Annotated in this window: 26 protein-coding genes and 1 pseudogene; 9 read left to right on the top strand and 18 right to left on the bottom strand. The window is 56.2% G+C overall.

The genetic code is table 11. The features are described from left to right. Window positions 1–263 precede the first annotated feature (263 nt). The 10 genes from KUL77_RS06360 to ccmA all read right to left on the bottom strand — a co-directional run bounded on the left by KUL77_RS06360 (window position 264) and on the right by ccmA (window position 7,785). Complete coding sequence (locus KUL77_RS06360; protein WP_297144653.1) at window positions 264–1,256, bottom strand: tetratricopeptide repeat protein; 993 nt, start codon at window positions 1,254–1,256, stop codon at window positions 264–266. After that, entirely contained in the window at window positions 1,256–1,705 is a 450-nt protein-coding gene (locus KUL77_RS06355; protein WP_297144649.1) for a cytochrome c-type biogenesis protein, read from the bottom strand. The genes KUL77_RS06360 and KUL77_RS06355 overlap by 1 nt, the downstream gene beginning before the upstream one ends. After that, window positions 1,705–2,247, bottom strand: coding sequence for a DsbE family thiol:disulfide interchange protein (locus tag KUL77_RS06350; protein ID WP_297144647.1), 543 nt, complete (start codon window positions 2,245–2,247; stop codon window positions 1,705–1,707). Before KUL77_RS06350 ends, KUL77_RS06355 begins: the two co-directional genes overlap by 1 nt. Further along, a complete protein-coding gene (locus tag KUL77_RS06345) occupies window positions 2,244–4,226 on the bottom strand; it encodes a heme lyase CcmF/NrfE family subunit (protein ID WP_297144644.1) in 1,983 nt (660 codons plus the stop codon). Before KUL77_RS06345 ends, KUL77_RS06350 begins: the two co-directional genes overlap by 4 nt. Then, entirely contained in the window at window positions 4,226–4,714 is a 489-nt protein-coding gene (gene ccmE / locus KUL77_RS06340) for a cytochrome c maturation protein CcmE (RefSeq protein ID WP_297144641.1), read from the bottom strand. Before ccmE ends, KUL77_RS06345 begins: the two co-directional genes overlap by 1 nt. Window positions 4,715–4,727: 13 nt before the next feature. Then, window positions 4,728–4,904, bottom strand: coding sequence for a heme exporter protein CcmD (locus KUL77_RS06335; RefSeq protein ID WP_297144638.1), 177 nt, complete (start codon window positions 4,902–4,904; stop codon window positions 4,728–4,730). Next, window positions 4,901–5,653: a heme ABC transporter permease CcmC gene (gene ccmC, locus KUL77_RS06330; RefSeq protein ID WP_297144636.1), complete on the bottom strand. Its 753-nt coding sequence runs from the start codon at window positions 5,651–5,653 to the stop codon at window positions 4,901–4,903. Before ccmC ends, KUL77_RS06335 begins: the two co-directional genes overlap by 4 nt. 148 nt (window positions 5,654–5,801) lie before the next feature. Continuing rightward, a complete protein-coding gene (azu, locus tag KUL77_RS06325; protein ID WP_297144634.1) occupies window positions 5,802–6,380 on the bottom strand; it encodes an azurin in 579 nt (192 codons plus the stop codon). 89 nt (window positions 6,381–6,469) lie between these two features. Then, complete coding sequence (gene ccmB / locus KUL77_RS06320; RefSeq protein WP_297144632.1) at window positions 6,470–7,141, bottom strand: heme exporter protein CcmB; 672 nt, start codon at window positions 7,139–7,141, stop codon at window positions 6,470–6,472. Then, window positions 7,138–7,785 (bottom strand): heme ABC exporter ATP-binding protein CcmA, encoded by a 648-nt coding sequence (ccmA, locus tag KUL77_RS06315; protein ID WP_297144629.1) that lies wholly within the window; start codon window positions 7,783–7,785, stop codon window positions 7,138–7,140. Before ccmA ends, ccmB begins: the two co-directional genes overlap by 4 nt. A 92-nt stretch (window positions 7,786–7,877) precedes the next feature. Here ccmA and KUL77_RS06310 point away from each other — a divergent pair, with 92 nt between their 5' ends. Continuing rightward, a complete protein-coding gene (locus tag KUL77_RS06310; protein ID WP_297144626.1) occupies window positions 7,878–9,026 on the top strand; it encodes a pyridoxal phosphate-dependent aminotransferase in 1,149 nt (382 codons plus the stop codon). 6 nt (window positions 9,027–9,032) lie between these two features. On the opposite strand, the gene KUL77_RS06305 is transcribed toward KUL77_RS06310, so the two are convergent. Next, window positions 9,033–9,410, bottom strand: coding sequence for a hypothetical protein (locus KUL77_RS06305; RefSeq protein ID WP_297144625.1), 378 nt, complete (start codon window positions 9,408–9,410; stop codon window positions 9,033–9,035). Between the two features lie 213 nt (window positions 9,411–9,623). On the opposite strand from KUL77_RS06305, the gene msrA reads away from it, so the two are divergent. The 5 genes from msrA to KUL77_RS06280 all read left to right on the top strand — a co-directional run bounded on the left by msrA (window position 9,624) and on the right by KUL77_RS06280 (window position 15,426). Further along, window positions 9,624–10,949: a peptide-methionine (S)-S-oxide reductase MsrA gene (gene msrA, locus KUL77_RS06300; RefSeq protein ID WP_297144623.1), complete on the top strand. Its 1,326-nt coding sequence runs from the start codon at window positions 9,624–9,626 to the stop codon at window positions 10,947–10,949. 20 nt (window positions 10,950–10,969) lie between these two features. Further along, window positions 10,970–11,767 (top strand): amidohydrolase, encoded by a 798-nt coding sequence (locus KUL77_RS06295; RefSeq protein ID WP_297144621.1) that lies wholly within the window; start codon window positions 10,970–10,972, stop codon window positions 11,765–11,767. A gap of 67 nt (window positions 11,768–11,834) precedes the next feature. Next, entirely contained in the window at window positions 11,835–12,572 is a 738-nt protein-coding gene (locus KUL77_RS06290; RefSeq protein ID WP_297144619.1) for an ABC transporter ATP-binding protein, read from the top strand. Beyond that, window positions 12,569–14,350, top strand: a complete 1,782-nt coding sequence (locus KUL77_RS06285; RefSeq protein ID WP_297144616.1) for a putative ABC exporter domain-containing protein — start codon at window positions 12,569–12,571, stop codon at window positions 14,348–14,350. The genes KUL77_RS06290 and KUL77_RS06285 overlap by 4 nt, the downstream gene beginning before the upstream one ends. A gap of 50 nt (window positions 14,351–14,400) precedes the next feature. Further along, window positions 14,401–15,426, top strand: a complete 1,026-nt coding sequence (locus KUL77_RS06280) for a glycosyltransferase family 2 protein (RefSeq protein WP_297144613.1) — start codon at window positions 14,401–14,403, stop codon at window positions 15,424–15,426. Here the strand turns inward: KUL77_RS06280 and KUL77_RS06275 are convergent. After that, window positions 15,423–16,796, bottom strand: coding sequence for a tryptophanase (locus KUL77_RS06275; protein ID WP_297144611.1), 1,374 nt, complete (start codon window positions 16,794–16,796; stop codon window positions 15,423–15,425). The genes KUL77_RS06280 and KUL77_RS06275 overlap by 4 nt on opposite strands. A gap of 148 nt (window positions 16,797–16,944) precedes the next feature. Between KUL77_RS06275 and KUL77_RS06270 the strand changes: the two genes are divergently transcribed. From KUL77_RS06270 to tpx, 3 genes are read left to right on the top strand one after another with little or no spacing between them, the layout of a single operon-like run. Then, window positions 16,945–17,241, top strand: a complete 297-nt coding sequence (locus tag KUL77_RS06270) for a biotin--protein ligase (protein WP_297144609.1) — start codon at window positions 16,945–16,947, stop codon at window positions 17,239–17,241. After that, on the top strand, window positions 17,238–18,008 hold the full coding sequence (locus KUL77_RS06265) for a biotin/lipoate A/B protein ligase family protein (protein WP_297144606.1): 771 nt from the start codon (window positions 17,238–17,240) through the stop codon (window positions 18,006–18,008). Before KUL77_RS06270 ends, KUL77_RS06265 begins: the two co-directional genes overlap by 4 nt. A 53-nt stretch (window positions 18,009–18,061) precedes the next feature. Continuing rightward, the gene (gene tpx, locus KUL77_RS06260; protein WP_297144604.1) at window positions 18,062–18,562 is read left to right on the top strand and encodes a thiol peroxidase; all 501 of its coding nucleotides are present in this window, start codon (window positions 18,062–18,064) and stop codon (window positions 18,560–18,562) included. A 61-nt stretch (window positions 18,563–18,623) separates the two neighbouring features. On the opposite strand, the gene KUL77_RS06255 is transcribed toward tpx, so the two are convergent. From KUL77_RS06255 to KUL77_RS06230, 6 genes and pseudogenes are all read right to left on the bottom strand, one after another. Then, entirely contained in the window at window positions 18,624–20,174 is a 1,551-nt protein-coding gene (locus KUL77_RS06255; RefSeq protein WP_297144601.1) for a S8 family peptidase, read from the bottom strand. 50 nt (window positions 20,175–20,224) lie between these two features. Continuing rightward, complete coding sequence (locus tag KUL77_RS06250) at window positions 20,225–21,844, bottom strand: M64 family metallopeptidase (protein ID WP_297144599.1); 1,620 nt, start codon at window positions 21,842–21,844, stop codon at window positions 20,225–20,227. 132 nt (window positions 21,845–21,976) lie between these two features. After that, window positions 21,977–24,301: a serine/threonine-protein kinase gene (locus KUL77_RS06245; protein ID WP_297144597.1), complete on the bottom strand. Its 2,325-nt coding sequence runs from the start codon at window positions 24,299–24,301 to the stop codon at window positions 21,977–21,979. A gap of 5 nt (window positions 24,302–24,306) precedes the next feature. After that, a complete protein-coding gene (locus KUL77_RS06240; RefSeq protein ID WP_297144594.1) occupies window positions 24,307–24,858 on the bottom strand; it encodes an ECF-type sigma factor in 552 nt (183 codons plus the stop codon). Window positions 24,859–24,915: 57 nt separating this feature from the next. Then, window positions 24,916–25,302, bottom strand: a complete 387-nt coding sequence (locus KUL77_RS06235; RefSeq protein WP_297144592.1) for a hypothetical protein — start codon at window positions 25,300–25,302, stop codon at window positions 24,916–24,918. 19 nt (window positions 25,303–25,321) lie between these two features. Beyond that, window positions 25,322–25,864 (bottom strand): annotated as a pseudogene (locus KUL77_RS06230) (hypothetical protein); the annotation flags it as partial.

Raw genomic sequence — 25,864 nt, 5'->3', positions numbered from 1 at the left:
CTTGCCTGGGTGGTGCCTTGGGGTTCAACGGCAGCCACCGAAACGGAAGCGCATAGTGGCGCTGCGATGGCAACGGAAAGGCAGAGGGTGTTTTTAAGCTTAGGCATTTCGATACTCCAAAGTGGGAACTATCAAATAACAGCCAAAAGCAGGTACCTAGGAAGAGAGGCTAAGCTAGGCACCCATGTGTATATATGTCTGTGCTGGGGAAATTTATAGTCCCCTGAAATTGACCCTGTCAAGCTAGCTAAAGGGTGTGTATTTCAGTGCAATTCATCAATGTTCAGCACGACCGGCTTGGTCATGGGTAGGGCTACGCGCACAGGTTTGGATTCAAGATCGCCTGCTTGCTTGCTCGCCTCACCGCTTTGTGAAATGCGCGCCACCAGCTCCACTTCTTTTAACTGAGAAAGTTTGAGCGTGGGCATTGGGCTGTCGTCGTCGCTCAGCTCGGCTTTTAATGGCAAGTCAGTAAGCGCGAGTTTTTGTGCGGCCACGGGCATCGGCGCGCCGCCCACTTGGTGGGCAATGACAAACACGCTTGTCGTTGGCGGCAGAGACTTCAGTAGCGCCGGGTCAATATTGACTTCTACAGTTGCTAGCTTGGGGGCAGCCACAGGTGCAGCCAGCGGCGCCAGCCCGGCTTCTGTTCGCGCCAAATTGATTTCGCGTAGCAGGCTTGCAGATGTGGACTTATCCACTTGGGTTAGTAGAGGTGCCCAGGTGGCGGCCGCTTCTGCATTTTGTCCAGCTTGGCGCTGTGCAACGCCCAGAAACCAACGGGCACGCTGGTGGTTAGGGTCGGCTTTAAGCGCGGCGTTGAGCCAAGCGATCGCCTGTGCATCAAAAGCGCGATTAGGGTCGGCAAGCGCGCGTGACTGCGCAGCGCTGGTCAAGATTTCTGGGTTATCTGGCGCAAGTTTTGCCGCCTTGCCAATGGCATCGGTGGCGGCCGCGGCATTGCCTTGGCGCTGGTAAGCCTGCCCCAGCAGCACCCAGCCTTCGGCTTGCTGCGGGTCGCGTTCGAGCGCGGCCTTAAGTTGCACGATGGCGTCTTCTAGCGTTTGCGGTGCTTGCCGTAGAGTGGGGTTCAGCGCTTGTGGAGTACCTACTAAGCGATAGAGCAATGCAGTTGAGCAAAGAGTCACGATGCCAATGCCAAGCGCAACGCCGCGCGCCTGCCGCCACAACGGGCGCAAGAGCAAGGCAAGAACAAACAGGCAAAGCAGTGCCGCTACACTAATAAAAACCGCCATTACCACTCCTGATCGTCTTCGCTGGTTGCTGGGCTTGCGGCCGTTGGTTTACGGCGGCGAACGATGGCGACTACCGCGCCTGCACCAAACAGCAGTACCAGTGCGGGGCCCGCCCAAAGCAGCCAGGTGCGCCCCTCTAATTTAGGCTTGTACAGAACGAACTCGCCGTAGCGCTGCACAAGATAGGTTTTGATTTGCTCATCGCTCATATCTTTACGCATGAGGTCAAGTACTTCGCGGCGCAGCTGCAGGGCGATCAGTGCGTTGGAGTCGGCCAGCGATTGGTTCTGGCACATTACGCAGCGTAGTTGCAGGGTTAGGTTGTGGAAGCGCGCTTCTTCAGCACTCGATTGAAACACCAGCGGTGCGGCGTCGGCCTGCTGATTGGCTTGGGCAAAGGCTGGTAGTGTGGCCAGCCAGAGCAGGGTGGCAAGAAGTAGGTGGCGCATTACTTCACCCCAAATTTGGCCATTTGCGGCATAAGTTCTTGCTCAATGATGGCATCCGTCAGCGGGCCTACATGCTTCCAGCGCACGATGCCTTGCCCATCCACGAAGAAAGATTCGGGTGCGCCGTACACACCCCAGTCCAGCGCGGTACGGCCTTCTTCATCAGAGAGCACCACCATATAGGGGTTGCCGAACTGCTCCAGCCAACGCAAGGCGTCGGCGGGTTCGTCTTTCCAGTTGTAACCCACGATGCGCAGCTTTTTGGTTTCAGCAAAGCGTGTGAGTACGGGGTGTTCCGCGCGGCATTCCACGCACCAGCTGCCCCACACATTCATTAAGAACGGCTGGCCGCGCAGGTCTTGCATGGCCACTTTGTAGGAAGGGTCATGCAAAACGGGAAGCACGAAATCTGGTGCGGGCTTGCCGATGAGCGGCGAAGGAAGCGCTTCACGATTGGGTTTGCGGCTCATCCAAACACCTGCCGCCAATAGCGCTGCAAGTAGGGCAAACGCGGCTAGCGGAAGCCAGCGAGAAGGTTTCATGCGGGGGTTCCTTGTGCCGCAGTTTGGCTTGCATCGATGGGGGCTTGGGGAGCCGCCTTAGCCGCGGCGGGGGCTTTAACACGGAAGCGTTTATCGCAGGCGGTGATGCCAGCACCCAGCGCCATCAACAAGGCGCCGCCCCAGATCCAACGGATAAAGGGTTTGACGTACACGCGCATGGCCCATGCGTCGTTGCCAAGTGATTCGCCAATGGCCACGTAGGCGTCTGCGAGAAAGCCTTGCGAAATGCCGGACTCGGTCATCACTTGGCCACCCGCCACATATTTGCGTTTTTCAGGGTGCAGGGTAACGGGCGTGCCGCCGTTTTTGCTGACGTACACGGTGCCGTAGTCGGACACGTAATTGGGGCCGGGCCGTTCTTGAATGCCGTCGAAGCGGAAGCTATAGCTGCCTAGGGTCACTGTGTCGCCAGCTTTTACTGCCAGCTCGCGCTGCATACCAAGCCCTTCTACCAGCAGCGCACCGATAAGGAACACCGCCACGCCAAAATGCGCAAATGCCATGCCCAGCATTTCGCGAGTGATGCGGCCACTGCTGCGCAGGCGCTGCCAAACGAAATACAGCGTGCCTGCACCCACCCAAAGTGCGCCAAGAACGCCGAGTGCCGCCTTCCATTGCCCTTGCGGGGCCATGAAAAAGGCCAGTGTCGCGCCAATCAATGCCAACACAGCCCACGGCATCAGCATGCGGGTGGGCTTGCCAAGATCATCGCGCTGCCAGCGTGTGAGCGGACCAAACGGGATCAGCGCCACCAGCGGGGCCATGAGCAGCATGAACATCGCAGCAAAATAAGGCGGGCCTACCGAAATTTTGCCCAGTTCCAGTGCGTCGGCCAGCAGTGGGTACAGTGTGCCAAGCAGCACCATCGCGCAGGCGGTGGAAAGCAAAAGATTGTTGAGCAGCAGAAGCGTTTCGCGCGAACTGGCGGTAAAGGGCTTGGCGTTGGATTCGGTATCCGGTGCGCGCAGTGCATACAGCAACAGCGAGCCGCCAATGATGATGCCAAGGAAAATGAGGATAAACAGGCCGCGTGAAGGGTCGGCCGCAAACGCATGTACCGACGTCAGCACACCAGAGCGCACCAAGAAGGTACCCAGTAGCGAGAGCGAGAATGCGGCAATGGCAAGTAGCAGCGTCCAACCACCAAAGCTGCCACGCTTTTCGGTGACGGCCTGCGAATGAATCAGTGCGGCGCCAACCAGCCACGGCATGAAGCTGGCATTTTCAACCGGGTCCCAGAACCACCAGCCGCCCCAGCCTAGCTCGTAATAGGCCCACCAGCTGCCAATAGCAATCCCAAGGGTGAGAAACGCCCATGCCGCGTTCGTCCATGGACGTGTCCAACGCAGCCACTGGGTGTCGATACGACGTTCGAGTAGCGCAGCAATTGCGAATGCAAACGGTACGGCAAAGCCCACGTAACCGGCGTACAGCATCGGCGGGTGCATGATGAGCCCCGGATCTTGCAGCAGCGGGTTGAGGTCGCGGCCTTCGCCAGCAGCGGGCAGGATGCGGATGAATGGGTTGCTGGTGAAGATGAGGAAGGCCAGAAAACCGACCGAGATGATCCCCATCACCCCAAGCACGCGTGCTACGACATGTTCGGGAAGGTTATGCGACAGCCGCGCCACCGCGCCCGTCCAGATCGCCAGTACCAATGCCCACAGCAGCAGCGAACCTTCGTGTGAGCCCCAAACCGCGGTGTAGCGATACAGCACCGGCAATAATGAGTTGGAATTTTCGGCGACGTATTGCACCGAGAAATCGCTCACCACAAAGGCGTGGGTCAAAATTGCAAAACTCAGCCCTACCAGCAGTAATTGCATGTAGGCAGCAGGGCGTGCCACAGCCATCATGTCGTGATGGTTACGGTGCGCGCCTAAAAGTGGCAGCAGGGCTTGCAGCGTAGCCACAAGAAGGGCTAACGCCAGTGCGATTTGACCAAGTTCGGGATACATTACTGTGCGCCTTCGGCGGGTGCTTGTGCCGCGTCTTCAACATGATGCTTCTTATGTGCCTGCGACATTTTGTCGGCAACTTCCTTAGGCATATAGGTCTCGTCGTGCTTGGCCAGCACTTCTTCGGCTACGAAGACCTTACCCTTCATGCGGCCGGTTGCCACGACAGACTGATTTTCACGAAAGAGATCCGGCAAGATACCGGTATAGACAACGGGCAATTTGGCATCGCCGTCGTCCACATCAAAATGCGCTTCCATTGAGCCAGCGGCGCGTTTGAATGAGTCTTTGGCCACCATGCCGCCCAAGCGAAACCGCGCCTGCCCGGAGGTGACGTTTTCGCCTGCGCTACCGCTCAATACTTCGTGAGGGGTGTAGAGATAGGCCACGTTGCGCTGTAGTGCGAGTGCGACAAGCGCAACGGCAATGCCAGCAGCAACCAGCAGGGCGAGGATCAAATACAGGCGGCGTTTGCGAGTGGGGTGCATGGCGTTCTTTTAGTCAGTCGCGCGAGAGCGGAAGTTCCGTATCTCGCGGCGGTGTGGAAGCGGTGCGGGCAAGCCGCAATTTGGCGGCACGTAAGGCGCTGCGAATTTGCAGGCGCGGGATGAGGTAGTCCCACACCAGCATGAGGGCAAACACGGCGTAAGCGGCGATCACATAGTCACGGTAGCTCATGTGGTATCTCCGCTGGCGCGCTTGGCGACCCAGTCTTTGCCCAGCTCGCGGCGCAGGTTGTCGGCGCGTGCGCGTGCTAAGAGTGAACCGATAAACCAAAGTTTCGTGCCGATAATCATCCAAATCAGTGGCGGTAGCATGCTGGAATCCATGCTGGACTCACCAAAAATACGAATGGTTTGCCCTTGATGCAGCGAGTTCCACCACACCACCGACCAACGGATCACCGGCAGCAGGGCAACCCCAACAATCGCGAGCAAGCCCGCCGCGCGGGCGGCGTTGCGGCGGTCGTCGATGGCGGCGTACAGGCCCATCACGCCCAAGTACAGAAACAGCAAAATCAATTCTGTAGTGAGGCGCGGATCCCAGTCCCACCATGTCCCCCACATCGGTTTGCCCCAAATCGAGCCAGTGGCGAGGGTCGCAGCGGTGAACGCGGCACCAGTAGGGGCGCAGGCCATCGCCAAAATTTCGCAAAGTTTGATTCGCCAGATCAGGCCAATGGCTGAATAAAACGCCATGAGGCCGAAGATCGCCATGCTCATCCACGCGGCGGGGACGTGGATATAAAGAATGCGGAAACTGTCGCCCTGCTGATAATCGGCGGGAACTTGATACAGCGCGCCGTACGCACCGACCGCCATGGTGAGCAGGCCAAACAGATAGGCCCACGGTATCCAACGGGCGGCGAAGCGGTCGAAATAGGGTGGAGAACCGAGTTGGTGGAACCAGCGGATCAGTGGTGACATCGTGGCCTATTAAAAATCGGCCGGGAGGTGGCCGCGCATATCCTGTGAATGATACCAGTCTGCATCTGACTGAGCATTGACACGCAAACGGCGCGGAAATGGCATTCCGCGCCGTTTGGTCAACAAATTGAACTAACCCAAGCCAGAATTACTGAACTTGGATGCTGCCCTTCATCAGAGCCAGATGGCCGGGGAAGCTGCAGAAGAACTCATACGGGCCGCCGTCCTTGATCTTGGACACGTCGAAGGTCACCGAGGTGGACTCGCCGCCGCCGATGATCTTGGTGTGGGCGATCGAACGCGTATCGGCTTCCTTTACATGGTCGGTGGGGTTGGAAGCGCCATCAGCGGCGATGCCAGCAGCGTCGGCCGCCTTAGCGATCACGACGTTATGGCCCATCACAGTGGCAGCCATGGTGCCGGTGTGCTTCAGGTTAATGGTGAATTGCGTGCAGCTGGCAGGAACAGTGATCGAATCTGCGTTGTACTGCATGGCATCGTTGGCTTCGATGGTGGTGGCGCAGTTCTCAACCACGGCAGGCTTGGTGGAAGCGGCAGCGGCCGGTGCGGCCTCTGCAGGTGCAGCTTCGGCCGGGGCTTCGGCAGCAGGTGCTTCAGCCGCAGGAGCTGCGTCGGCAGCCGGGGCCTCGGCCGGGGCCGAAGAGTTACCGCAAGCAGAAAGAGCCAAAGCGATGGCACCAGCAAGAAGAATCTGACGGGAAATCATTGGAAACACTCCGTAGGGTATGAACTGACCACAGTTGATCAGGCGTGCGTATTCTCCACGCTGAAGTGTTAAGGCCGCATTGATATGGGTCAGGAATGCGCGATGCGTAGTGCCGCCGCGGCAGTGATAGGGGCTAGTATCACTGCGATTGCAAGGCCGGCCCCCAGCAGTAACAACGCCCCCACCGCGTCTAAGCCTTGCGCATCGGCAGCCACCGCACCTGCGCCAAACACCAGTACAGGCACATACAGCGGTAGCGCCAAAAGGGCGAGCAATACACCGGCGCGGCGCATGCCCACGGTGAGCGCGGCAACAACAGCACCTAGGAGGCTGAGGATGGGTGTGCCGAGCAGCAGCGACAGCAGCAATACAGGCAGTTGTGCATGCGGCAGGTAGAGCAGTTCACCCAAAAATGGAACGGCGATAATGACCGGCAGCGCAGTTGTGAACCAATGCATAAGCGTGCGCACAAGCACCAGCCACCACAGTGGAACGGGTGCGAGCATCCACTGCTCTAGCGAGCCGTCTTCGGCATCACCGCGGAACAAATTGTCTAGCGCGAGCAGCCCCGCCAGCAGTACGGCCAGCCAGAGTACCGCCGAGGCAACCGGGGAGAGTGCTTTGGCTTCACCACCAAGGCCAAGGGCAAATAGCACGACGGTGAGCAGCGCGAATAAAGCGGGTTGGAAGGCATCACCACGGCGTGCCCAAAGGAGTTGTAAATCACGCACCATTAGCGCACGAGCGGCCTGCCACATCATACGGTGGCCCTCGTCATTTCCAGCAGACGGGTGCGTACAGGTGGGGCCGCATATGCGCCATGAGTGGTAATCAGCGCCGCACCGCCGCTGCGTAGATGGGCCTGCACCATGCGATTAACTAAGTTGATGCCTTCAAGATCGAGGTTCGCGTAGGGTTCGTCTAGCAACCAAAGCGGAGCAGGCGATAGCCAGAGCCGCGCCAGCCCCAGTCGTTTTTTTTGCCCGGCAGAAAGTGTGCGCACGGGGGCGTCTTCAAACCCAGTAAGCCCGACGATATGCAGCGCCGCTTCATGGGTTTGCTTAGGGCGACGGCCATGCAAACCACACAGATAACGCAGATTTTGCAGGGCAGAAAGATCGGCCTTTAACCCAGGAAGATGCCCCAAATACGCCGTATGGCGCGCGCGCAATTCGTGCTGCGCTGGCTTGCCGTCAATCTCAACGTGCCCTGCGTTAGCGCGCAAAAGCCCAGCCAGTACACGCAAGAGCGTAGTTTTTCCCGCGCCATTGCTGCCTTGTACCAGTAGCGCCTCGCCTTCATTTACGGAAAAATCGAGCGGGCCGAAGATCGGCAGATCGTCGCGCATAAACAGTAGTTCATGCGCGGCAAGCAAGGGGCTGGATGGGGCGGCAAATTCACTCATTGGCTGGCAATGATACCGGCATGCCATGGGAATACATGCGGGGTGCCCGCAATTTCGTACACTGTTGCTTCTCTAGGATGGGTTTTGTAGCGATGCAGATTGAAACCAAACTGCCGAAAGTCGGCACCACCATCTTTACCGTGATGTCGCAGTTAGCGGCCCAGCATGGTGCGGTGAATCTTGGCCAAGGCTTTCCTGATTTCCCGGTGCCGGAGCGTCTGTTGGCTTCGCTCACCAAGGCGATGCGCGATGGGCATAACCAGTATCCGATGATGACTGGCATCCCCGCGCTGCGCCAAGCGATCGCCGAGAAAACTACGCGCTGCTACGGCTGGGCGCCGGACGTGGACACCGAGATTACCGTCACCAGTGGCGCCACCGAGGCGATTTTCAATGCCATTCATGCGGTGGTACGGGCGGGTGATGAAGTGATCGTGCTTGATCCTTGCTATGACTGCTACGAACCGGCGATTGAATTGGCCGGTGCCACCGCCGTGCATGTGGCGCTGGATCCGGCTAGCTTCACCCCAAACTGGGAGGCCATTCGCGCTGCAATTACCCCGCGTACGCGGATGCTGATGATTAACAGCCCAAACAACCCCTCCGGTGCAATGTTCAGCGCGGCCGACATGCAAGCCTTGATCGGCCTGCTAGACGGCACCGGCATCTACCTGCTCAGTGATGAAGTGTACGAGCACATCGTGTTTGATAGTGCTCGTCACGAATCTGCGCTGCGCTACCCACAGCTGCGTGAACGCGCCTTCGTTATTTCCAGCTTCGGTAAGACCTACCACTGCACAGGCTGGAAGCTGGGTTATGCGATCGCCCCGCCAGCGCTCTCCGCCGAGTTCCGCAAGGTGCACCAATACAACACCTTTTGTAGCTTCGCCCCGGCTCAGTATGCGTTTGCCGACATGATCCGCGAAGAACCGGAGCACTATCTGCAATTGGGCGCGTTCTATCAGGGCAAGCGTGACGCCTTCCGTGCCAAGCTGGCGACGACCAAGCTCAAGCCATTGCCGGTTCCGGGTGGTTATTTTCAGTTGGTGGATTATTCAGCGATCAGTGATTTGCCTGACCTCGAATTTGCGCGCTGGCTCACCACCGAGCATGGCGTTACCGGCATTCCACTCTCCCCGTTTTACGCCAACCCGCCGCGAGGACAGCGTTTACTGCGGCTGTGTTTTGCAAAAAACGAAGCCACGGTAGACGCCGCCATCGAGCGGTTGGTCAAGCTTTAATGCTTGCTAATTGCTGTTTTGACGGTTGCTGCGCACCGTATTGAAATCTTGCGCAGGGGCGGTTTTTAGTGCGCTGTTCTGGCGGTTACTACGAACAGTGTTGAAATCTTGCGCTGGCCCCATCGCGCTGCTCTGTGGCAGGCCGCGTGTTGGGGTGGGGCCTTGCGTGGGGTTGGTTCGCAGCGCGCTATTTTGACGGTTGCTGCGTACCGTATTGAAGTCTTGGGCTGTGCCAATAGCGCTGTTTTGGCGATTACTGCGCACAGTGTTGAAGTCTTGGGCTTTTGTAGCTTGTGCCGCTTGCGGTGGTGGAGCCGATTGGGCGAATGCGCTTCCAGAAACGGCGAATAACAGAGCAACTGCGGACAATCTGAACGTGTTCATGACCTATCCTCATTGTAGTTGGCGTATCTGCTGGCTCTTTGCACTGTTGCACCCATCCCCCAGCGCCAAAGGCTTAGCCGACAGTACTGCAGCCTCAAAGGTGTCGCAACAAAGCTGCGCGGCTGTGAAAGCTGGCGTTCAGGTTTGCCTAACACCGTGACAACACCTATTTTGAGAAGGTAATGGCGGTTATCGGTCTCGAAGGGTTCGGCTATGCAGCCCGAAAAAATCTTCGCAATGTTACTTGCGCTATTGCTGACGGGAGTGGTGATGCTGCTTGGCTGGCGCACCCTGCAGGCGCGTCCGATGACGGGAGAACAGGCGATGAATGCAACGCAATTACAAGATATTTATTTTGGAATGGGCTGTTTTTGGGGGGCAGAAAAACGCTTGCGCGTGGTTCCCGGTGTGGCCGCTGTGGAGGTGGGCTATGCCGGAGGGGATACCCCTTCAGTAGGGTATGAAGATGTGCTGCGCGAAGAGCGGCGTATCCATATGGGGGCGAGCCATGCGCGTAATCACGCGGAAGTTGTGCGGGTGCGCTACGACCCGAAACAGCTCGATTTAATGACACTGCTAGCGGTGTTTTGGGAGAGCCACGACCCAACGCAGGTGGGCGGGCAGGGCAACGACATTGGCAGCAACTACCGCAGCGCGATTTACACCACTACACCACAGCAGGCCACACTTGCGCAGCAAAGCCTTGCGCTTTACCAGCAAAACCTCACCGCCGCCGGGTTTGGCAAAATCACCACGGAAATTCTCCCGCTGCGCCATTACAACCGCGCAGAAGAACTGCATCAAGATTATCTGATCAAAAACCCAGATGGGTATTGCGGGCTGGGAGGTACCGGGGTGAAGTACGGCCTAGTGGCAGCCAACCATGCCGCTGCCGCACTGGATGCTGCAGCCTTGCAAGAAGACGCGCAGCTCGTGGTTTATGAGGCTGAGGATTGCCCGTATTGTGAAAAGTTCGAAGCCGATGTGCTCGCGCATTGGCAGGCCGATGTTCCATTTGTGCGCACCCAATCACAGCAAGCCCCTAACGGCTGGGTACTGGCGGGGCCGCTTTTGGCCACCCCAACCATTGTGCTATTCAAAAAGCAAAAAGAAGTAGCGCGGTTTACCGGTTACCCGGGAGATGCCCAAAAGTTTTGGCAGTGGCTGGGTTTCCATATGCTTAGCGCGGAACAGCAGCGCATCGCTTTCGACAGCGGTACTGAGCTCCCCGGTACGGGCGAACATTTGCATGAAACACGACCTGGTACCTACTTTGACCCTATCAGTGGTGCTGCGCTGTTTCGCAGCGATGCTAAGTTCGATAGCGCCTGCGGTTGGCCCAGCTTTTTTGAGCCGGTAGCAGGCGCACTTGTGTTTTTACAAGATGATAGCCACGGCATGCACCGCATCGAAGTGCGTAGCGCGAGCACCGGCATTCATTTGGGGCATGTGTTTAACGATGGCCCGCCGCCCACCGGGAAACGCTATTGTATTAACGGTAATGTATTGAAATTCACACCCGACCCTCCACACGCATGACAGACAAGGACGCAGCCTCCATGCAGGATCTTCGTGTTTCCATTGTTCAAGGTGATACCCGCTGGCACGACCCGGAAGAAAACCGCCGGTATTACGGCCGATTGATCGCGCCACTGCGCGATACAACCGATCTTGTGGTGTTGCCAGAAACATTCACCAGTGGTTTTTCGAATGATGCAATTGCCAACGCCGAGGACATGACAGGGCCAACGGTGGCTTGGATTCAAGAACAAGCGGCCAAGCTCGGTGCCGCAGTAACCGGTAGCGTACAATTGCGCGATGGCGATAACGTCTATAACCGAATGCTGTTCGCCACCCCGGATGGTGGGCTGACACACTACGACAAGCGCCATCTCTTTTCATTTGCCAAAGAGCACGAGCGCTATGCAGCAGGGGATAAGCGCGTTGTGGTGCAGTGGAAGGGCTGGCGTATTTTGCTGCAGGTCTGCTACGACCTGCGTTTCCCAGTGTTTGCACGCAACCGTTTTGATGCGGCTCAAACTGGCCAAGCCGATTATGACCTAGCGCTGTATGTTGCCAATTGGCCTTCGGTGCGCAGCTATCCGTGGAAGACCTTGCTACGCGCGCGCGCAATTGAAAATCTCAGCTTCGTTGTTGGTGTGAATCGCGTGGGCACCGATGGCAATCAGCTGCATTACAGCGGTGATAGCGCGGTGATCAACTTCTTAGGTCAGCCATTGAGTGAAGCGGCGGATGAGGAAGTGGTGAGCACTACAACTTTACAATGGGCCGAGCTACTAGTACACCGCCAGCGCTTCCCAGCATTGAATGATGCGGATGCGTTTGCATTCGGCTAAGTCCCGCTTTTACTATGGCGGGTCATGGATACAGCCGCGCAATGCGGCTGTTTTATTGGGGGCATCAATGATTGAAGCAGAAGGTCTGAACAAGTACTACGGCAGTTTCAGGGCCGTAGATACCCTCTCGTTCCGCGTGGAAGCAGGGCAGATCATGGGCTTGGTGGGGCCAAATGGTGCTGGGAAAACCACCACGCTGCGCTGCTTGTCTGGAATTATTCCTGCAACCTCGGGACGTGCACGCATTGCTGATCGCGATGTGGCTAGCGACCCCGTTGCCGCTAAGCAGCAACTGGCCTTCATTCCAGATGAGCCGCGCCTGTTCGAGCACCTGACAGTGGAGCAGCACCTGAATTTTGTGGCGCGGCTTTATCAGGTTGGCGACTGGCGCGAGCGCGCACAACCGCTTCTCGATGAGCTGGAGATGGGCGATAAGCGCGGCTTGCTGCCTTCAGAGCTATCGCGGGGAATGAAGCAAAAGTTGGCCATTGCTTGCGGGCTGATCCATCGCCCGCAGGCTGTAATTTTGGATGAGCCACTCACTGGCCTCGATCCTTACGGGATTCGCAGGATGAAAGACACCATGCGCAAGCTGGCGGCGGAAGGGGCGGCGATTATTCTTAGCTCGCATCTTTTGGATTTGGTGCAGGAAGTTTGCACCCATCTGCTGATTTTGAAACAAGGACAAAAAATCGCCGCTGGCTCGGTGGCTGAAGTGCGTGAGCGCTATCAGGTAGAAGGGGGTGCTTCTTTGGAAGAAGTCTTCTTCCGTGCAACAGCGGATGAGCGCGAGCCGCTCGTATGACAGTACAGCCCCAGTCTTCGCGTTTTTCGGTTGCAGTAAGTGCATTTTTCTATCTGCAGGTCATGACGCTTGGCAATAAGCTGCGGCGCAGCTTGTTGCGTATTCGGCAGCCTAAATACTTACTGGGTGCATTGGCGGCACTCGTTTACTTTTATTGGTTCTTTTTTCGGCACTTGCTTGGTGGAGATCTGAGCCGGGAAGGTATGGCTGAGTTGATCAATCCAGCGCTGCTGGTGGTGCTTCCCACCGTAACGGCGATCTTGCTGCTGCTGTTTGTGTTGCTGGATTGGCTGCTTGCAGGAGAGGGCGCGCCACTTGGTTTTAATGAATCAGAAATCGATTTTCTGTTTCCTGCGCCGCTGTCGCGCACGACGTTGATTCAATACAGCTTGCTGCGCTCGCAGCCGGGCATCATTCTTTCTTCGTTATTGATCGGGCTGCTGCTGCATCGTGGCATTGGCCACCCGGTACAGCACGTCGTTGGGCTATGGTTGATGCTGTCAGTAAGCCGGCTATATACCGTTGCAGCAGCGTTTAGCCGAGAGCGATTGCGTTGTATGGGCATGGGGATTGGGCTGCGCCGAGCGATCGTTCTGCTTGTTATCGTGGGGCTGGGGTATTGGTGTGTGCGCCTATTCCAGATGGCGCCTGCACCTTTCGATGACGATGTGTTGACCAAGCGAGAAATGGTGCTTGCATGGGGGCAGGGTGTGGTGCTCCATTCGCCTTTGGTCTGGGTGTTGTTGCCATTTCAGTGGCTAACGGCACCTATTTTTGCGGCCGATCTGCGGCTTTTTTTCCGTGCGCTTCCGCAAGCTTTGGCCTTGCTTGGAATATTGTATTTCTGGGCGGTGCGAGCACAGGTGTCGTTTGAAGAAGCTTCAATTGCGAAAGCTGAGCGCAGGGCTGCGCTGGTGGCTGCAGCGAAACAGGGGCGCTTAGGCTTAGGCAGGCCAAAGAAGGCAAAGGCAGAGCCGTTTGCGTTGCACGCAAAAGGGCGGCAGGCCGTTGCATTTCTATGGGAAGAGTTGCTTGCACTGGGGCCTTTATACCGCCTAAGGAGTTGGCTGATCGCTTGCGGTATTGTCTTTGCCAGCGCGCAGTTATTTGCAGCAAAAGTGGCTTGGTCAAAGCCCGTGCTACTGGGTGTGGCGGCGGTATCGCTGGTGGTTGCGGCCTATGCCTTGGTATTTGCGCCAATGATTCGGCAATACCGGTTATTGCGCTTTTTAGAACAGCTCGATGTGCTGAGGTCCATGCCGCTAACCGGCCAGCAAATCGCATTAGGCCAACTGCTGTCACCCACTATCGTGATGAGTTTTGCACTGTGGCTACTGCTGTGGACGGCTGCGGTGTGCAGCATTATCGCTGGTGGTGCCCAGATGATGACGCCAGCACGTATCGTTGCGGCCACCTTGGGTGTGGCGCTGTGGGTGCCTCCGCTATCCGGTTTGATGTTGAGCGTGCCGCTTGCGGGAGCGCTTTATTTCCCGGCTTGGGCGCAGGCGTTGGGAGGTGGGCCGAAGGGGGTTGAGGTGATGGGGCAGCGCTTGATCTTTATGGCGGGGTATATGCTGGCGCTGTTGTTGGCGTTAGTACCCGCTACGCTGCTTGCAGGGCTCGCTTTCTTTTTGGTGAATGCCATTTGGGGCTTGGTACCGGGCTTTGTTGTGGTCTTCGTATGTGTATTTATTGTGTTGGTGCTAGAGCTTGGTTGGGTGTTGGAACAATTTGGCGATCGTGTCGAGCAACTCGATATCTCCCAAGAGCTGCGCTAGCACAGAGGGGCTTGACCTTCCGTAAACTTTTTAACTGCTAGTCTGCCTGCATGGGCGGAGTGCGGTTTCATCAACGGTCACAAGATGATCGTTTTAGCGTTGTGATACCTGCGTTCAATGCGGCAGCTTATCTGCCGGATGCGCTGCAGTCGCTTGCGTGTGCGCATGGGCTTGAGCAGTTGGATCAGATCATCGTTGTGGATGATGCATCGCAAGACGATACCGCAGAGGTGGCGCGTTCGGTCTTGGCCTCACTGAAGCTGCCTGGGCAAGTGGTGCGCAGTGGTATCAATCTCGGCGTTGGCCGGGCACGTCGGCTGGGTTTTGCATATGTGCAAAGCCCGGTCATTGCCTGTGTGGATGCCGATGATTGTTGCGAACCTAATCGCTTTGTTGATCCGTTAAGGCTGCTACGTAACCCTGACGTTATGTTGGTGGGCGGCGACATGCGGCTATGGGCAGATGCCCCTATAGCGCTGAGACAAGACGGTGCGCGTATCAAGATGCCGACTCGTGCCGATGCAATCGCCGCCGCGTTGCTCTTTTTCTGCCCAGTGTATGGCGGTATATGTACTTTCCGCAGGGCCCTCTTGCAGAAGATTGATGCGCCGGTTGCAGCGATCGGTGAAGACTGGTTGATGGCGCATCGCGTGGTACAGACTTTTGGCGGGCATGCTGTTGCCAATACCGGGACGGTGCTTGCGCGTTATCGGCGGCACGCGAACCAGCTTACGCAGTCATCGTCCATAGACAGTACGAACGTGCTTCCGCTGTGGCGAGGCATTCTTGAAAAAACACTTGCGCTAGATATTTCTACCGAAGAACTGGCATTGCACGCCAAGTTTTCTCCGCTCAGTTTTAAGCAAACACCTGTTCCCACAGGCGCAGAACTCCAGCGCTGGGAGGTATGGGCAAAGCGCTTGCAGGCAGCAGCCAATCATGTAGGTTATGTTCCTGCCGCAGTAGCCTCGCAGATCGAAACGATTACTCATGATCTGCGTAAAGCATTTGCTGGTGCGAACCGGCATCCGTATTCGCAGATGCCGACTTTAGAGCAATACGAGCTCGGTACTTAGGCTAATGGATCAAAACGTGCGGTGAAGTGGCGCAGTTGCTTGGGTTCATAAGCAATGCGCAGCCCACGCAGTTCCTTGGCCTTGCCGGCAACGTGCTGACACACCTCAATGACATAGTCGATATGGCTTTGCGTGTAAGTACGGCGTGGGATGGCAAGGCGCACCAAGTCCATTGCCGCTGGCGTTTCACTGCCATCAGGGTGGCGGCCAAACATCACCGTACCAATTTCGCAGCCACGAATGCCGCCTGCCTCATACAGCGCCACAGCTAGTGCTTGGCCGGGGTATTGCAGCGGTGCGATGTGCGGCAGCAGGGCGCGTGCATCGAGGTACACCGCGTGGCCACCAATTGGCTGCATCACCGGAACACCTGATCGAATCAACGCTTCACCCAGATAGGCGGTGGAGCGAATGCGGTAGCGCAAGTAGTCGTGATCCACCACTTCTTTCAAGCCCTGCGCCAATGCTTCCAAGTCGCGCCCAGCAAGGCCGCCGTAGGTGGGGAAGCCCTCGGTGAGGATCAGCAGGTTGCGGCATTGCTCAGCCATCTCGTCATCGTTCAGTGCGAGCCAGCCACCGATATTGCCCATCGGGTCCTTCTTCGCACTCATGGTCATGCCGTCGGCTAGGCTGGCCATTTCGCGCACGATATCGGCGACATCACGGTTTTGCTGGCCCGCTTCACGCTCACGAATAAACCATGCGTTTTCTGCGAAACGGCAGGCATCAAGAAATAGCGGTACACCGTGTTTTTTACACAGCGCGCTGGTTTCGCGCAGGTTGGCAAGGCTCACCGGCTGGCCGCCGCCAGAATTATTGGTGATGGTGATAAACACCGCAGGCACGTGGCCCTTATGCTCGGTTAGAAATGCATCCAGACGCGCCACGTCCATATTGCCCTTGAACGGGTGCTGGCTGGCCGGGTCGCGGCCTTCGGCAATCACTAGGTCCTCAGCCGAAGCGCCGGTGTATTCGATATTGGCGCGGGTTGTGTCGAAATGGGTGTTACTGGGGATGGTCTTGTCGCTACCGCCCAGCACAGTAAAAATAATTTTTTCCGCCGCACGCCCTTGGTGGGTGGGGATGATGTGCTTGAACGGGAATAGGTTTTGCACCGCGTCTTTGAAAATTCCAAACGAGGGGCTGCCCGCATAAGACTCGTCACCGTGCTGGATCGCGGCCCATTGGTCGCGGCTCATCGCGCCAGTGCCAGAGTCGGTGAGCAGGTCGATTAGCACGTCGTCCGAATGCAGCGAAAACAAGTTGTAGCCCGCCGCTTGCACCGCCTCGCGGCGCTGCGCTTCGGTGGTCATGCGCAGCGGCGCAACCGAATGAATACGGAAGGGTTCAATGATGGTGCGAAATTCCACGGGCGATCTCCGAAAATGCGTACGGCCGCTAAGTGCGGCCGCGGACAATGATGCAAACAGGTCATGCCCGTTTGTCAAGTTCGAAAAGAAATTTTATTTTTCCTAAGGATGAAGAGACACTTCATTCAAGCCCCACTAGACTAGGCCTATGCGAAAACATGGCGAATACAAAATGCCCGGCGGCAAGCTCATCGTCGCCGACTTGAGCGTCGTTAACGGCCTATTAGCAGCCGTTGCCATAAGTGGCGATTTTTTTCTGGAACCCGACACGGCACTCGATAGCATCAATGCAGCGTTATCCGGGCAAGCGGCCAACGCAACCGAAGCCGAGCTTAGCGCATGTATCACGGCGCAGCTTCCTGACGATGTGCAGATGTACGGCATGAGTCCTGAAGCTGTGGCTGTGGCCGTGCGTCGTGCTATTGAAAGTGAGGACATCGCGTGAGCCAGTGGAATGATTTTGATTGGCAGTTGATCCACGAAGGCCCGCAATCGCCTGCATTGCATATGGCGCTGGATGAGGCCATTACCGACGAGGTGGCTGCAGGACGGCGCGCGCCTACGTTGCGCGTATGGGAGTGGGCCTCGTCTGCAGTGGTGATTGGGCGCTTTCAGTCGCTGCGCAACGAAGTGGATCCCGAAGGCGCACAGCGTCATGGTATTGAGGTTGTGCGCCGAATTACCGGCGGCGGCGCGATGTTTATCGAGCCGGGGAATACGATCACATATTCGCTGTCTGCACCCGAATCATTAGTGCAAGGTATGTCGTTCGAGCAGTCCTATGCCTTCATGGATGCATGGGTGCTAGAAGCGTTGCGTTCGCTCGGAATTGATGCGTGGTATCAGCCGCTCAACGACATTGCATCCAAGGCCGGGAAAATTGCCGGAGCTGCACAAATGCGACGCGGCAAAGCGGTGCTGCACCATGTCACCATGGCCTACGACATCGACTCCACCAAGATGCTAGAGGTGCTGCGGATTGGGCGCGAAAAACTGTCGGACAAAGCCACGCAAAGCGCGAACAAGCGCGTTGATCCGCTGCGCACGCAAACCGGGCTTGCACGTGAGGATGTGATTGCGCGCATGATCGAAACCTTCCGCAACGCACACGGACTGCAAGCAAGCGCCGTACAGCCGCATGAATTGGCGCGTGCGCAGCAACTGGTGGAAGAAAAGTTTGGAACGCCCGCATGGACTGCGGTTGTGACGTAATCGTCACATAAGACTGACTATCATTTGCGCACTTAATCAGGAAGGAGTGCGTTATGTCCACAGTCGCGTTTCATGGTAACCCCGTCAAGGTTGGCGGGCAGCTTCCCAAGGTTGGCAATCAAGCACCAGCATTTAAGCTGGTTGCAGGCGATTTAAGCGAGAAGAGCCTTGCTGATTTTTCTGGCAAGCGCAAAGTGCTCAATATTTTCCCCAGCATCGACACAGGCGTTTGTCAGGCGTCGGTGCGTCATTTCAATCAAGACGCGGCCAATATGAAAAACACGGCGGTGCTGTGCATTTCTGCCGACCTTCCGTTTGCGCAAGGGCGCTTCTGCGGCGCAGAAGGCATCAACAACGTCACTATGCTTTCTATGATGCGCGGCCGCGAGTTTTTGAATAACTACGGCGTTGCGATTGAAGACGGCCCATTGGCTGGCCTTGCTGCACGCGCAGTCGTGGTGCTGGATGAAAACAACAACGTCCTGCACACCCAGCTTGTCTCTGAAATTGCAGAAGAACCGGATTACGCAGCGGCGTTGAAGGCGTTGGGCTGAGTTTTGGAAAAATGGGCGGCTAAACCACGCCGCCCTAGTCCAAAGCCGAATTGCAGGGACGTTATTTCGGGAATGAGTAAGTCAGTGTGTAATTGCCTGATCCACGGTATGAGTAAACTTCGACCGTGTAATACCCTGGGCTAGCGTTGTAGCTTATGGACTCGTTGGAAGACGGCGTCTCTGATTTTGCAACGGCTTGCCATGAAGAGCCGTTCCAGCGGTAGAGGTACAGTTCGAAATCAGCATTCGAAGGCCCCTTCAGTGATGCCGTAATGGTGCCGCCATTCGGAATGTATTGATAAGGGTAGGGATGATCAGCGTAGTAGCCCGTTCCTTGAAGGGTTCCTGTGACTGTTGTTCCGGATGGATCGGGCTGATCGGGAGTGTCCGGAGAGCCGCCCCCCGTGTAAAGCATGCGGTTCGTGGATCCTGTCCCTGCATTGAGCACTTTGTTGGGCGTCGCACTGGCATAAAGTGCTTGCTCAACTTGGGTGGGCGTTGCATTGGGGGTGTTAGCAAGATACAGCGCGGCAGCACCGGCGACATGCGGAGTAGCCATTGATGTCCCGCTGATAGTGTTGATTGCCGAGCTTCCGGTGTTCCAACTAGAAGTAATATTGCTTCCCGGGGCAAAAATGTTGACGCATGTTCCCCAATTAGAGAATGAAGAACGATAGTCATTGTTTTGGGTTGAACCTACAGTAATTGCACCAGCAGCGCGAGCAGGTGAAACATAGCAGGCGTCTTGGTTTTCGTTACCTGCTGCCACAACAACGACTACGCCAGAGTTTCGTAAACGGGCCACGGCTTGGTCTGTTGCTGTGGATGCCCCACCTCCTAGACTCATGTTGACGACAGAAGGCCCCCGGTGAGTGCTGGCAACCCAATCCATACCAGCGACGATGCCGGAAGTGGAGCCGTAGCCATCACAGCCAAGCACACGAACTGGGTAAAGTTTTACACCTTTTGCGACACCATAAGTTGTGCCACCAATTGTGCCTGCAACATGGGTGCCGTGCCCGGCGCAGTCGGATGTGCCGTAGCCATCGTTGATGGCGCTATAGCCTTGCTGCACCCGGCCGCCAAATTGGCTGTGCGAGGCTAGGATGCCCGTGTCGATGACATAGGCAGAGACATTACTGGCACTGGTGGAATAAGCGTAGCTGTTATTGAGCGGCAGGTTACGCTGATCAATGCGATCAAGCCCCCACGTTACGCCGTTTTGTACGGCGCTTGCGTGCATTACACCGTCTTCTTCTATATACGCAACACGCGGATCACGCAGCAGGCGCTTCACTGTAGCTGGGTCAGCGTGAATACTAAACCCTCGTAGTACGCGGTTATAAGACTGCTTCAGGCTTAGCCGATATTGGCTTGTCAATGCAGTGGCAACGTTTGCAACGGTTGGAGGTGTCGCCATTCCTCGCGTTACGCGGTTGGTTGCGCTTGTTTCACCCTGCAAGGTGGCGGCATCTTCTTTAAGAACAACGATGTAACTGTTCTTGATGGGCTTCTGTGCGCTGACATACCACTGCGCGGATACTGTATTGGGGGGCAGCGCTGTTGCCAGCGCACAGATAAGCAGGCTGAAGGTGAGGCGTGTTGATTGCATAGCGATCTCCCTTGGAAAATTTAGAAGGTTGTGTTGCGTCTGCCTGGTGCCTACTTGGGCATGGAGTAGGTCAATGTGTAGGTGCCAGTGCCTCGGTAGGAATACACTTCAACCGTGTAATAGCCCGAGTTCGCGCTGTAGCTGATGCTTTCAGTGGATGTGGGGGATTCGGACTTGGCGACAGCTTGCCAAGAAGAGCCGTTCCAACGGTACAGGTATAACTCGAAATCGGCGTTGGAAGGTCCCCTCAGCGAAGCGCTGATAGCGCCGCCATTTGCTAAGTAAACGTATGGGCTTGGATGATCGGCATACTTGCCTGTACCACTTAAGCTGCCCGTAACCGTTGTTATGTCGGGGTTGGGATTCGGATTGGGGTCAGGAGTGTTAGTGTCTTTATATCGGCTAAAAATATTGCTCGCGACTCCCCAGTTTACTGCGTCCCATGGGTAACCAAGGTTGCGCATTTTGGAGTTCTCGGTAGGCCGATAAACGCCTGCCGTGCAATAGTTTCCGCCTTGGAATAAACCTACGGTGCCAAGCGTGTAGCGGTTGGTGGGCGTGGGAAGTGGTGTTGAGCCAGAAATTTGTGAGCCCCATTTGATGTAGGGGCGCTGTGTTTGACGGGTGACATTGGGGGCTGACGGTTCTCCGCCATAACAGCTACCGTAGTCATACTCATCGGCTAGGCCAAATAGAGTGTGTCCCAGTTCGTGTAAGGCCAATTCGGTTGCTGCGCTGTGCATGGTCATTGTTGCGATGTACCCACCGCCGCCGCCATAGCGCGTGGTGTTTCCAACAACCAAGATTACGTCGCGACCATCGGCCGAGGTGACCTGTGCTGCTGCGTTATAGGCAAGATTGTTATCGGCGCAAACAAGACGGTCGATGCCAGCGCACGCCATTGTGGCATTGAGTGCAGTGTTGCGAGAAATGCCATAGGGTGGGTCATCGATCCCCGATTGCGCACTGATGACGTCAACTCTGCGCACGTTGAGTGCTTTAGCATTCGCGGCAAAAAGTGGGTCTGCCATTAACCCAGTAACAACCTTTTGCGCGTCACTGCGCCATTTGGGCATCTCGTTACTGGTGTAGCCGTCCCCCATGATGACGATGTCGAGACGCTTTTCTGCAGGACCATTGTTGATAAGCAGTTCACTGCCCGAAACGTTGCTTGCTTGAACCGTTTGCTGCTGTTTTTTTCTCAATAACCGTTGAATTTGATCAATAGAGATTTTCCCTAACCTTCCTGCTGCAGTTATGCCGGCACCAGCTTTGCTTGGAGAGCCAATCTCTAGAGAGGCTAGGGCAGAGTGGTAGGGGACTTGCACCTCAAATTGTTGATTCTTGAAAAATACATCCCGAACGGACTCAATTTTCCCGTCTCTTGGGTTGAACGATTCGGCGCGAATAACGCGGGGGTCGCGTGTGCTGTGAGTGAAGAGCTGGTTCCCGTTTTTATCACGGCCAATTAATAGTAAGTTGTTGTTTTCTATTGCTTCTTTGTTTGTTGGCCGGGCGGACATGTTGCCGCTCTCTGCACGTATTAGTGTGACGTTGCCAACGCTGGAGCTCGCCTCTAAGCGTAATGTTAGCGTTTTGCCTGCATTCGCAGTGGTTGAAAGCCCAAGCGTCATAACGACGCTTAGGTAGACGATAGTCAATGGTTTCATGATGTGCGCGAACTCCCCTTCGATTTCATGTTGATTCGCTCCGGCACGTACCGGCCGTAGCTTGTTGTGATATCCCCTTGATCATCAACAACACGAAATGGGTGAGAATCCCGCCACAAAAAAGGATGTTGTTTACATTGATTTACTCAATGCTTGGCGTGCACTGGCGATCATTTCGCTGCGACAGTCGGCACGAGTGCCTAGTGTGTTCAGTGCCTGCTTTATAGACTGCTGCCCTTCGTCTTTTTGTCCATTATTGATGAGTGCGAGCCCAACACCTATCTGCAATGTGGCGTAGCCACGGTGGTTGCTTGGGAACATGCGCGAGGCAATTTGCATCGTTTCACGATAGCGTGTGATAGCGTCTGCATAACGATGTTGTGCGAGCGCTAGGTCGGCTTCATTTTGCAGAAGAGTAAGGCTGATGTAGGGTAGTTCTTCACCGTGGTTACCTAACGCTTCGCGTGCCATGGATAGTGCTTGAGCAGCGTCATCAAGTTGATGATCCTTGATTAGCGCCATTGCCAACACACTTTGTGTCATTGCATACCAAGGGTGCTGTGTTCCCAATGTCTTGGCGCGACCTTCGACAACGTATTTGAGCAGTTTGACCCCTTCTTTCGGCTTGCCTGCACAGAGTGTCGCCAAACCTTGGTCGTGCAAGATGGTGAGTGTGGTGGGGTGCATGCGGCCATAACGCCCCTCTAGCGCGGCAACAAGCTCGCGAGAAACTTGCGCAGACTCTTCGTAACGGCCGCTGCCTAAAAGCGCCGTCTCAATGGCAATTTGTGTTTCCAGTGTAAGCGGATTGTTGGGGCCAAGTGCTTGGGTATTGATGGTGCGTGCGTGGCGGGCATGCAAAATGGCTTGATCCCAATTTCCTAATCTGCTTTCGCACAGGGACAAGCCAATATAGATACCACCAAGCTCTTCAGATGATGCATCACGCTCCCTCGGTAGTAGCTCAAGGTAACGGGATTGGCATAGCTTGAAATCATCTCGAAGGAAGGCAGCACGTGCGAGGTACGCATCGGTTTCTATTAGCAATGCAGAGTGTGGGCCGAGGGCTTTTAATATGTCGGTGCGCAACGGTAATAGCCGTGTATCTGCAGTCTGCAGCATACTTGGTTCGATACGGGTTTTTTCCAAGTTTAAGCGTGCACGAAGGACACGTTCGTCCTGGCTTCCTACGGCCTGAGTAAGGTGTGCAATGGCATTTGTATAAGCGGCTCTTGCCGATCGGAACCGCCCCAAGTTGCCAAGCATGTCACCAAGGTTGGATTCGATATTGCCAGCAACTTCTGGAAACTTGCCTAGCCGAGACTCAACGCGTGTCAACGCCTGTTCACCCAAGTCAGCAACACTGATTTCACTTGAACCATCTTGCAGAGGATCCGCAGCGGGAAGGAAGTCTTGTAGCAAGAATGCATTGATCTGTTCGGAGGTAAATTGCGCTTGTTTAGCTGCGTCACGTTCGGCGGCAAGGCGCAACATGAATCCTAGCGTGATGGCGATAAATGCTGAGAATGAAAGTGCGGCTGCAATTGTGCCGGTTGGATGGGCACGGGTAAGTAACGCTGCTCTATGCAAAACTCCAGCAGGACGTGCCTGCACCGGGCGATGTTGCAGTAGATTTAGCAGATCAGCATGTAATTCCGCTGCGGAGGTGTAGCGCTGATTTGGTTGACGTTGTTTGGCTTTTTCGATAATGGCGTGTAGGTCGTTGGGGTAGTGCAGTGCGGCTTGGTTGATGGGATGCGCTTCAAGCACGCATTGCAGCAAGTGACCAAGTTGCCAAATGTCCGAGGCGGTGGTCACCGGCTCGGCATTCATTTGCTCAGGGCTTGCGAAACCCGGCGTGCAAGCACTAAAGCACGCGGCATCAACCAGCATGGATGCCACCCCGAAATCAATTAACTTCGGTGTGCCTTCGAAATCAATCAGAATGTTGTCAGGCTTGATGTCGCGGTGAACTAGAAGTTGACTGTGCGAGAACTGTACGGCCGCAATAACGGGCAGCAGTAAGCGTATGCGTGCCTGCCAGCTCAGTTGGTACTTGACGGCATGCTTATCTACTGGCAATCCATCGATGTATTCGAGTGCGAACCAGAGATGGCCGTGATCGCTACGACCACCGTCCAAAAGTTTGGCAATATTGGGGTGATTTAGTTGAGCGAGGATTTGTCGTTCACGGCGAAATTGTGCAACGTGTTTGGATCCATGCTTGCCAATAGGGAGCCATTTGATTGCGACGCGCTGCTGGTAGGCGCCGTCGGCACGCGTTGCAAGGTACACGATTCCCATGCCACCACGGCCAAGCTCACGCTCGATCTGAAACGGCCCTAGTAGTTGCCCATGATTTAGCTCTTCAATTTGGAAGTGCTGTTGCAATAGGTCTTGAGCCAACGCGCCTTTGAGTAGGCTGCCTGGTTCAAGCAGTTGGTCGAAACGATCCATTGCGCTTAATCATTGGTGAGGCTTGTACGAAGCTTTTCGCGTGCCTGCTGCCAACGGCGCTGCACAGTTCGCAGCGATATCTCTAGCGCATTAGCGGTTTCTTCCTCGGTGAGTCCTCCAAAGATGCGGCAATCTACGATACGGCTTAGCTGCTCATCCTCTTTTGCAAGTTGCAGTAGTGCAGCCTCTAGCAGTAACACTTCATTAGCTTCTTGATCGGCCCTGATTTGCTGCTGGGTCAATGTGACATGGACAGCACCTCCACCGCGTTTTGCAGTCACGCGGTCGCGCGCATGGTTGACCATAATTTGCCGCATAGCGCGGCTGGCAATTGCAAGAAAGTGTCCGCTATCAGCAATGGCCTTGTGTCGGCTGCGTGCTACACGTAGATAGCATTCGTGTACAAGTGCAGTGGCATTGAGCGTCGTTGGACCACGGGAAAACGTGGCTCGCCGGGCGATCTGTAGTAAATCGTCATATAAAAGTGAAACAGCCTGCTCCCACGCAGCAGAGTCACCGCTGCGAGAGCGCTCTAACAGTAGCGTAATTTCACCCATCACCGCCCCCGGTGAGATACCCCGGCCCAGTCTATCACCGCAAAATTAGCTTCTTAACTATTGCGTAAAACTAATCTCAAGCGCTGCGTAGAAAGGTGCTTGCGGCGGCTTAATCAGCGTTTGATCTCGAACGTAGCGCTGTAAGCAGATCGCTAGGGGCGATTCGCCTTGTCGCCATGTCGCTGTGATGTGGCCGTCGCTGTCGAGCTGCATCACCACTACGAAAGGTGTGCGGTCTTTACGCAAGGGTTGCTGGTTGCAATGCGCTACGCCAGCATCGAGTAGCTGGGCTTGCGCGCTAAGTAGTGCTTGCTTGGCAGGGTCGGTGACGCTGGCTTCGTCACGGTCGGCTAGACGCTTGGCCTGCAAGTAATCAATAGGCGCCGCAGGCGAGGTGCTCTGCGGCGATAGAAGAAGCAGCAGGGGCAGAATGAGGGAGTTCATCTGCCCAGTCTAGAGGGTTTTAACGTGCGCCGCCGCGCGGGCCACGGGGGCCGCTGCTAGGACGCGGGCCGCCAGGGCGTGGCCCACCCGGACGCGGGCCACGTGGGCCTTTGTTCTGCGGGGGGCGGTTGCCGCCACCAGGCTTAGGGCCACGTGGGCGAAAGTTGTCGCCGTGGCTGGCGCCGCCGCCGTAGGGGTTGAAGCCACCACCCGCGTGGTCCGACGGGAAGAACGGCGCATTGCCGGGGTGGCCATAAGGCTTCGGTGCGCGCTGCGGGCGGCCTTCGCCGCCAGCACTGAAGCCGCCTTCGCGGCGTGGACCGCGTTCGCCAAAGGGTTTGGGGGCACGCGGGCCGCGCTCGCCATAAGGTGCACGCTGTTCGCCGTATGGGGCGCGCTGCTCACCGAAACCACCACCCTGTGGGCGCGGCTTACCTGCACCGGCTCCAAATTTCTTCGGGCCGCGTTGGCCTGGGTTGCGGTGCCCCGAAGGACCTGTATCCACACCATCTGGCACGTACCAAGTACGCATTGCGGCTGGGTTACCTTCGCCGCGCTGCTC

Origin of the sequence: Thermomonas sp., assembly GCF_019104945.1 — a bacterium.
Classification (GTDB): domain Bacteria; phylum Pseudomonadota; class Gammaproteobacteria; order Xanthomonadales; family Xanthomonadaceae; genus Thermomonas.
The sequence above is the reverse complement of the archived record's forward strand: the minus strand, read 5'-3'. Positions and strand labels throughout refer to the sequence as shown.